A 6,871-nucleotide genomic window follows, 5' to 3' on the forward strand; every position below is an offset into this window, starting at 1 on the left:
GGCACCATGGAGGTTGACGGGTCACTGGACCTGGATCAAACCGAGGCAGCGGTGACCGAGTACTTCGCTCCCGTGTTGAAGGAAGCCCGTCACGTCACGGGCTCTGAGCGGGCAGCGATGCGGCGCGCCGAGAACGCCGAAGAATACAGAGGCACGATAACGTTGCTCAAATCTATGGGAGACAATGCACCCCAGAACCCGCCACCCGTGGACTTCGCGTGCGAGTGCGAGACCCTGGGATGCCGCGCGACCGTCAGCCTAGATCCAAGTCAATATCGGTCGCCTGTGTTGGCGCATTGAGTGATCCGTCGCATGAAGCGTGACTGGCCGTAGGGAACGGCAGACAACGGGATCAGCGCCGCCTGTGCACGCCTAGCTCGAAATCAGCTCCACCTCACATTGCAGACCTGGAACGGTGCTGAACTTCTTGTCCACCGTCACCAGCGGAGCGTCGAGCAATTCGGCGAGGGCCACAAACGACACATCGTATGGCCACATGTTGTGCCGCAGTTGCCATATGCGTCGCAGCAGTGGCGTGTGTTCAAATCGACGTATCGGCATCTGGCCGAGCAGCGAACATGCTCGCTCGGCCTCCTTCTCATGGATCTTTTTTCCCTTCGCCAGGCCACGCAACGCCGCAGCGAACTCGAGATCGATGCCGTGTGGAGCGGCGAGGGTCTGGTCGAGCATCACTGTCCGCACGGCGAGCGCCCGCGCGTCCTTGCCGACGAGAGACTCCACCAGTGCGGAAGTATCGACAACGATCACTGACGATCCCGATGGGACTCGGCTATCGCCTCAACGACGTCGTCCGCGGTGACCGAGGATCTGTCCGCGATCTCCTGAGCTCGGGCAAAGACTTCTTCGAGCGTCAACATGGCAGCCTCACGATTGAGCAGTTGTCGGACGTATGCCTGCAACGACTGCCCAGAGTTCGCGGCCCGCACCTTCAGGGTCGACAGGGTGTTTTCGGGGATCTCGCGAACGTGCAAACTCGTCATGCAAGCATTATGCCACCGACGGTACCAAAATGCTTTCAATCGCCGCACACGCCCCGTCACTCTCCGCGAGAGTCACGCGTCAAGCCCAGGTATCAGTACAGGCCACCGCGATGGCGTCCCCCGAGTTCGGGAAGGTTCGTCGCGTCGTCGGCGGGTAGCCTCGATCGGCATGGGATTCGAGGACGTGTTGTGGTTGGGCGGCGGCTGTGGGGCGGGGAAGTCTACTGTGGCTCGTCGGTTGGCGTATCGGTTCGATCTGCGGCTGTATCGGGTGGACTCGTTCGCGTACCCGCATCAGGGGCGCATCGACGCCGAGCGGCATTCGACGATGGATCGGTTGTCGCGCTTGAGTTATGCCGAGATGTTCGTGGACACCACCGTGGAGGAGATGGTCGCGGACTTTCGCGACAGCGCCGCCGAGCAGTTCGAGATGATCGTGTCCGACGTGGAGGAGAGGCGGGGTGGGCCGCTGGTGATCGCCGAGGGGCCCGCGCTGTTTCCCGAGCTGGTGGCGCCGTGGCTCGCCGCCCCGAGCCACGGGTTGTGGTTGTTGCCGACGCCCGAGTTCGGGGCGTTGGGGCGGACGCGGCGGGTGGACATCAAGCCCGTGGCGGGTTCGGCGGCGGAGGTGGCGCGGCGGCACCTGATCGAGCGCGACGCGTGGCTCACCGAGGTGATGCGGGGGCAGGCCGAGGGGCTGGGGTTGAACACCATGGTGGTGGACGGGTCGCTGGACCTGGGGCAGACCGAAGCGGCGGTGGCGAAGTACTTCGAGGGCGTGCTGGAGGGTAGGCGCCGCGCGACGGGTGCCGAGCGGGCCGCCATGCGGCGGGCCGAGAACGCCGAGTCGCATCGGGCGGTGACGATGTTTCTGGACTCGTTGGGAGACAAGGCGCCCGACGATCCACCGCCCGTGGACTTCGCGTGTGAGTGCGAGACCTTGGGGTGCGGCGCGAGCGTCAGCCTGAGCCCGCGCCGCTATCGGTCACCCGTGTTGGCGCACTGAGGGTTGCACGGGTAGGTACACCTGCCCACCCGAGGACATGAACTCCTCGGATTTGTCGTGCATGCCTTGGGCCGCGTAGTCCCTGAGCTCCTGCGAGATCTTCATGGAGCAGAACTTCGGGCCGCACATCGAGCAGAAGTGGGCGGTCTTGGCGGGAGCGGCGGGGAGGGTTTCGTCGTGGTATTCGCGGGCGCGCTGCGGGTCGAGGGAGAGGTTGAACTGGTCCTCCCAGCGGAAGTCGAAGCGCGCCTTGGACAGGGCGTCGTCCCAGACCTGGGCGGCGGGGTGGCCCTTGGCGAGGTCGGCGGCGTGGGCGGCGATCTTGTACGCGATCACGCCCTCCTTGACGTCGTCCCTGTTGGGGAGTCCGAGGTGTTCCTTGGGGGTGACGTAGCAGAGCATGGCGGTGCCGAAGGAGCCGATCATGGCCGCGCCGATGGCCGAGGTGATGTGGTCGTAGGCGGGCGCGATGTCGGTGGTGAGGGGGCCGAGGGTGTAGAAGGGGGCCTCGTGGCACCAGTCCTGTTGCAGGTCAACGTTTTCCTTGATCTTGTGCATCGGGACGTGGCCGGGGCCCTCGATCATGACCTGGACGTCGTGGTCCCAGGCGATGGTGGTGAGCTCGCCGAGGGTGCGCAGTTCGGCGAGCTGGGCGTCGTCGTTGGCGTCGGCGATGCTGCCCGGGCGCAGGCCGTCGCCGAGGGAGAAGGCGATGTCGTAGCGGGCGAAGATCTCGCACAGCTCGGCGAAGTGGGTGTAGAGGAAGTTCTCCTCGTGGTGGGCCAGGCACCAGGCGGCCAGAATGGACCCTCCACGTGAGACGATGCCCGTGACGCGTTCGACGGTCATGGGGATGTAGCGCAGCAGGACTCCCGCGTGGACGGTCATGTAGTCGACGCCCTGTTCGGCCTGTTCGATGATGGTGTCGCGGTAGATGTCCCAGGTGAGCTTCACGGGGTCGCCGTCCACCTTCTCCAGTGCCTGGTAGATGGGGACGGTGCCGATGGGGACCGGGGAGTTGCGGACGATGTGCTCGCGGGTGGCGTGGATGTGTTTGCCCGTGGACAGGTCCATGACGGTGTCGGCGCCCCAGCGGGTGGCCCAGGTGAGCTTTTCGACCTCGGCGGCGATGGAGTCGGAGACCGCGGAGGTGCCGATGTTGGCGTTGATCTTGACGAGGAATTCCTTGCCGATCAGCATCGGCTCGGTCTCGGGGTGGTTGATGTTGGCGGGCAGGATGGCGCGGCCCGCGGCGATCTCGGCGCGGACGGTTTCGGGTTCGAGGCCCTCGCGGATGGCGGCGAACTCCATCTCGGGGGTGATGGTTCCCTGGCGCGCGTAGTGGAGCTGGGTGGCGGTGGCGGTGGCTCCGCGCTCGGCGATCCAGTCGGCGCGAAGCCTCGGCAGGCCGTCCTCGGGGATGCTTCCGGGGCCCGAGGTGTCGTAGAGGCGGACGGCGGCCTCACCCGCGGACAGGCCGACCTCGGCGAAGGGGACGCGGATGTCGGGGCGGGAACCGGTGACGTAGACCTTGTCTCTCATGGGTTTTCTCCTCGGATGAAGTGATTCGGCGGACCCGCTCCGGCGCCCAACCGCCACGTCGCGGCCGCCGCCAGTGCCCTGGTCACATAGGACTTCGCTTGCTGGATGGATGGGAGGACGGGCATTCCGCGGGCGAGACACGCGGCGATGGCGGCGGAGAATGTGCAGCCCGTGCCGTGGGTGTTGGGTGTGGACACGCGGGGGGAGGCGAGCTCGTAAACCTCGCCGTCGCAGCACACGACGTCGGTGGAGGTGTCGGGGTCGTCGGCGTGGCCGCCGGTGACGACGACGGCGCGCGGGCCGCGGGCGGCGAGTTCGCGGGCGGCGTCGCGCATCGACGCGATGTCGCCGATGGACTGGCCCAGCAGGGTTTCGGCCTCGGGGAGGTTCGGTGTGAACACCGTGGCGGCGGGGCCGAGGGCGTGCAGGTATGCCGACGTCGCGCCCCGGAACAGGGCGGCCCCGCTGGTGGAGATCATCACGGGGTCCACGACCAGGCGGGGTGGGCGACGCGCGGCGACCAGGTCGAGAACGGCGGTCTCGCCGAGCATGCCCGTCTTGGCCGCGGCGACGTCGAAGTCGTCGAAGACCGCGTCGAGCTGTTGGGCCACCATGGATACGGGGATCTGATGGACGCCGCGCACCCCGACGGTGTTTTGCGCGGTGACGGCGGTCAGCGCGCTGGCGCCGTGCACGCCGAGGGCGGCGAACGTGTGCACGTCGGCCTGGATTCCCGCTCCCCCACCGGAATCCGAGCCCGCGATGGTGAGCGCGACGGGAGGCTGCGGGTTCACCACTCGGCCATTCCCGCGAAGGCGGACGACGCCTCGGCGTGGTCGCGCCTCGGGATCCGGCCCGCGAGATGCGCCAGGCGGCCCGCGGCGACGGCCTGGCGCATCGCGGCGGCCATCATGGACGGATCGGCCGCCCGGGTCACGGCGCTGGCCAGCAGCACGGCGTCGCAGCCCAGTTCCATGGCCAGGGCGGCGTCCGAGGCGGTGCCGATGCCCGCGTCGCAGATCATCGGTATGTCCACGCCGTCGCGAATCATCGCGAAGTTGTGGGGGTGGCGAATCCCCAGCCCCGAACCGATCGGCGAGCCGAGCGGCATCACCGCCGCACACCCGACATCGGCCAGGCGCCGCGCCAACACGGGATCGTCGGACGTGTACGGCAGCACGGTGAATCCCTCGGCCACCAGGGTTTTCGCCGCCGCCAGCAGTTCGACGGCGTCGGGCAGCAGGTTGTCGGAGTCGCCGATCACCTCGAGCTTCACCCAGTCGGTCTCCAGCGCCTCGCGGGCCATCCGCGCGGTGCGCACCGCCTGTTGCGCGGTGAAGCACCCCGCCGTATTGGGCAGTATGGACACTCCACAGTCGGCGATCAGGTCCACCAGCGAACCCTCGGAGGCGGGGTCGACCCGCCGCAGGGCCACGGTCACCAGCTCCGTCCCCGCCGCGACGATGGCGCGCTTCAGCGGCTCCAATCCGCTGGCGCCGCCCGTGCCCAGGATGAGCCGGGAACCGAGGCGGCGGCCGGCGATGACCAGGGGGTCCTCCATGACGTGCTCCTTTCGGTCAACCACCCTGGGTGGCGGTGAGGATCTCCACGCTGTCCCCCTCGGACAGCGGGCGAGTCCACTGTGCTTTCGGGATCACCTCGCCGTTGACGGCCACGGCGATGCCGCGCCGCGCGTCTGTCACCGTCGCGACGGCCTCGGCGAGGGTGGGTTCGGGCAGCTCGACGTCGCCGCCGTTGACGCGCAGCCTCATGGGTGGGTCCCGAAGCGTTGCGGGTCAAAGGGTTCCAGTGCCGCGGGCGCCTTACCCGAGACGATGAGTTCGGTGATGGCCGCCGCGGTGATGGGGGCCAGCAGGATGCCCTGGCGGTAGTGGCCCGTCGCGGCGATGACGCGGGGGTCGGCGGTGGCGCCGAGCAGCGGCGCGTTGTCGGGGGTGCCGGGGCGCAGGCCGACGTTGATCTCGGCGAGCTCGTAGCGCGACAGCTCAGGCAGGACGTCCAGCGCGGTGCGCAGCAGCTCGGAGGTGTCGCCCGCGCGGGGCGCGACGTCGAAGCCCGCCTCGTCCACTGTGGCCCCGACGACGACCTCGCCGCTTTGGCGCGGCACCACGTACACCAGCTTGCCGTGCACCCGGGCCCGCACCGTGAAGCGCAGTTCGGCGGGGCCGCGCAGCCGCAGCACCTGGCCGCGGACCGGGCGGACGGGCAGGTCGATGAGGCGCCGCGACCAGCTGCCCGCCGCCACGACGATGCGCGCGGCGTCCAGCGTGCCGATGTCGTCGACCCGCTCGCGGACCAGGCTCACGCCCGCGCGCTCCGCGGTGCGCAGCAGCGTGGCGTGGACCAGCCGGGTCTCGACCTGGTGGTCGTCGGGGGTGAACAGCGCGTGGGTCACCTGGTGGGTGAGCATGGGTTCGGCCTCGCGCGCCCGTTCCCCCGTCCACGGCTCGCAGGCCATCCCGAAGTCGCGGTACAGCTCGAGCTGGCGCCGCAGCTCCTCGCCGTCGGCGCGGTCGACGCCGACGAAGACGGTGCCCTCGTCGCGGTACGCGTCGGCGACGCCGAGTTCGGCGGCGAAGTCGGGCCACATGCGGGCGGAGTCGACGGCCAGGCGCGACAGCGGCTCCTCGCCGAAATGGGTCTCCAGCACCGGGGCCACCATCCCGGCGGCCACTGTGGAGGCACCGCTGCCGGGGTGTGGGTCGTACACGGTGACGCTCAGGCCCGCCTGGGCGCAGCGCCACGCGATGGACAGGCCGATGGTTCCCGCGCCGATGATCGCGACGTCCTGGCTCATGTCGAGTTCCCTTCTCGCTTGCGGACGGACGCCTCGACGGCGTCCAGGAGGTCCCGGGTCGCACGGTACGGGTCGGCGGCCCGCGATATCGCCCCGACGACGGCGACGCCGTGGGCGCCCGCCGCGATCAGCGCGTCGACCCGCTCGGCGGTCACCCCGCCGATCGCGATGACCGGGATGTCGACGGCCGCGGCGATGCGGCCGATCCGCTCGGGGCCGAGCGGATCGGGCAGTCCGTCCTTTGTGGTGGTGGCGAAGGCGGGTCCGGCGCCCAGGTAGCTGGCGCCGGCGCGGCGCAGTGCGCGGGCGGTCTCGGGTTCGCGACAGGTGCCGCCCACCAGCGCGTGCCCGCCCAGGATGCCGCGCGCCGCGGGCACCGGGAGGTCGCGCGCGCCGACGTGGCCGCCGTGGGCCTCCACCGCCAGCGCCACGTCGAGCCGATCGTTGATCAGGCAGGTGGCGCCGGCCGCGTCGCACAGGTCCTTCAGGTGAATCGCCAGGTCG

The 6,871-nt window shown here is 69.4% G+C and carries 9 protein-coding genes and 1 pseudogene; 2 read left to right on the forward strand and 8 right to left on the reverse strand.

Annotated elements, in window-relative coordinates:
• A pseudogene (locus VE172_RS21535) lies at window positions 1-300 on the forward strand (hypothetical protein); the annotation flags it as partial.
• A gap of 72 nt (window positions 301-372) precedes the next feature.
• Here the strand turns inward: VE172_RS21535 and VE172_RS21540 are convergent.
• Both VE172_RS21540 and VE172_RS21545 read right to left on the reverse strand, forming a co-directional pair.
• A complete protein-coding gene (locus VE172_RS21540) occupies window positions 373-768 on the reverse strand; it encodes a type II toxin-antitoxin system VapC family toxin (protein ID WP_324804055.1) in 396 nt (131 codons plus the stop codon).
• Window positions 765-1,001 (reverse strand): FitA-like ribbon-helix-helix domain-containing protein, encoded by a 237-nt coding sequence (locus tag VE172_RS21545; protein WP_324804056.1) that lies wholly within the window; start codon window positions 999-1,001, stop codon window positions 765-767. The genes VE172_RS21540 and VE172_RS21545 overlap by 4 nt, the downstream gene beginning before the upstream one ends.
• Before the next feature lie 169 nt (window positions 1,002-1,170).
• On the opposite strand from VE172_RS21545, the gene VE172_RS21550 reads away from it, so the two are divergent.
• The gene (locus VE172_RS21550; RefSeq protein ID WP_324804057.1) at window positions 1,171-2,007 is read left to right on the forward strand and encodes a hypothetical protein; all 837 of its coding nucleotides are present in this window, start codon (window positions 1,171-1,173) and stop codon (window positions 2,005-2,007) included.
• Here VE172_RS21550 and thiC read toward each other — a convergent pair.
• The 6 genes from thiC to VE172_RS21580 form a co-directional block, all read right to left on the reverse strand.
• On the reverse strand, window positions 1,987-3,549 hold the full coding sequence (gene thiC / locus VE172_RS21555) for a phosphomethylpyrimidine synthase ThiC (RefSeq protein ID WP_324804058.1): 1,563 nt from the start codon (window positions 3,547-3,549) through the stop codon (window positions 1,987-1,989). The two genes, VE172_RS21550 and thiC, sit on opposite strands and share 21 nt — an antisense overlap.
• Window positions 3,546-4,343 carry a bifunctional hydroxymethylpyrimidine kinase/phosphomethylpyrimidine kinase gene (gene thiD, locus VE172_RS21560; protein ID WP_324804059.1) on the reverse strand — a complete coding sequence of 266 codons (798 nt, stop codon included), beginning with the start codon at window positions 4,341-4,343 and terminating at the stop codon, window positions 3,546-3,548. Before thiD ends, thiC begins: the two co-directional genes overlap by 4 nt.
• Window positions 4,340-5,110, reverse strand: coding sequence for a thiazole synthase (locus VE172_RS21565; RefSeq protein ID WP_324804060.1), 771 nt, complete (start codon window positions 5,108-5,110; stop codon window positions 4,340-4,342). The genes thiD and VE172_RS21565 overlap by 4 nt, the downstream gene beginning before the upstream one ends.
• A 16-nt stretch (window positions 5,111-5,126) precedes the next feature.
• Window positions 5,127-5,321 (reverse strand): sulfur carrier protein ThiS, encoded by a 195-nt coding sequence (gene thiS / locus VE172_RS21570; RefSeq protein ID WP_324804061.1) that lies wholly within the window; start codon window positions 5,319-5,321, stop codon window positions 5,127-5,129.
• The gene (gene thiO, locus VE172_RS21575) at window positions 5,318-6,367 is read right to left on the reverse strand and encodes a glycine oxidase ThiO (protein ID WP_324804063.1); all 1,050 of its coding nucleotides are present in this window, start codon (window positions 6,365-6,367) and stop codon (window positions 5,318-5,320) included. Before thiO ends, thiS begins: the two co-directional genes overlap by 4 nt.
• Window positions 6,364-6,871 (reverse strand): thiamine phosphate synthase (locus VE172_RS21580; protein ID WP_324804065.1); only part of this gene is annotated, 508 nt, incomplete at its 5' end. The genes VE172_RS21580 and thiO, both read right to left, overlap by 4 nt.

It is taken from the genome of Stackebrandtia sp. (assembly GCF_035643755.1).
GTDB lineage: Bacteria > Actinomycetota > Actinomycetes > Mycobacteriales > Micromonosporaceae > Stackebrandtia.